Genomic DNA, 1164 nt, shown 5'->3' on the forward strand with positions numbered 1-1164 from the left:
CGTCGCCGGCTGCGTCTGTGGTGTCCACCCCCCCGGACTGCCCTCTTTCGTCCTCCTCCGGGGGTGGGGGGCCGGCCGGGGGCCCGGGGGTGCCGCCCCCCCCCCGGGGCCCGGGTACCCGGCGGGCGGCGGTCGGCTCAGGCCTTGACGCCGGCGAGCTCGTAGCCCGCCTCGTCGACGGCGGCGCGCACCGCGGCCTCGTCGAGCGGGGCCTCGGAGACCACGGTGACCAGGCCCGTGGCGGCGACGGCCGTGACGGAGGAGACGCCCGCGAGCTCCGAGATCTCGCTGGAGATGGCGCCCTCGCAGTGGCCGCAGGTCATGCCCGTGACCTCGTACACCGTGGTGACGGCGCCCTGCGGCGCCTCGGCGGCGGAGTCGGAGTGGCAGGAACCGCTGGGGGAGCAGCAGGATCCGGTCGTCTCGGACGTGGCCTGCGGGAGCTCGGTCTGGGCGCTCATGTCGTTCTCCTCCGGGAGGCGTGGGTGCGTGTGCGGCATAACGTGCAGGAGGGGGCCCCGGAGTCCCGGGGACCTCCTGACACTCACCACACTATACCCCTAGGGGGTATTTCTCAACGAGGTCGGGGCGCGAGGTCGGGGCGCGGGGCCGGGGCGCGATGTCTCAGTCCCTGCGGCCGCGGTTGCCCGGGCGGGCCGCGACCCAGGCGCGAATGGAGTCCGCGTACCAGTAGGGCTTGCCGCCCTCCACGTGGTCGGGTTCGGGCAGCAGTCCGTGCTTGCGGTAGGAGCGCACGGTGTCGGGCTGCACCCGGATGTGCGCGGCGATCTCTTTGTACGACCAGAGCCTGCGGTCGGTCATCGGTGGCACCTCCCTGCGCGCGCCCAGGGCGGCCGGAAAGGCCGACGGGGGAGCTGGGCGCGGCGCGCGGCGATCACTCAGCCTGTGCCCGGTGAACGACGCAGAGTGACCGCAGGGGAGTGGCTGTCGACTCCCTGTGACCCAAGACCCGCGTACGTGAGACATGTGTGACAGGAAGAGAGTGTTTGTGACGAAAGCGATGTGACGGGGAGGCGCGTTGCTCCGGCGCACGAAGGGCGCGCGTCACTGCGGGTTGCTCCGCCGCGGGCGGCCGCGGGCCATCGTGCCGCGGGGCGGCACGGCGCACGTCGCCGAGGTGGGCCGGGCCCGCTGCGCCGGGCC

At 74.0% G+C, this 1164-nt stretch carries 2 protein-coding genes; both read right to left on the reverse strand.

All coding sequences use genetic code 11. The annotated features are described in order from the left end of the window. Nucleotides 1-137 precede the first annotated feature (137 nt). Nucleotides 138-461, reverse strand: coding sequence for a heavy-metal-associated domain-containing protein (locus tag ACFWZ2_RS35535; protein ID WP_384552892.1), 324 nt, complete (start codon nt 459-461; stop codon nt 138-140). Nucleotides 462-624: 163 nt separating this feature from the next. Further along, nucleotides 625-822, reverse strand: coding sequence for a MerR family transcriptional regulator (locus ACFWZ2_RS35540; RefSeq protein ID WP_365132078.1), 198 nt, complete (start codon nt 820-822; stop codon nt 625-627). Nucleotides 823-1164: the final 342 nt, after the last annotated feature.

It is taken from the genome of Streptomyces sp. NPDC059002 (assembly GCF_042740435.1).
GTDB lineage: Bacteria > Actinomycetota > Actinomycetes > Streptomycetales > Streptomycetaceae > Streptomyces.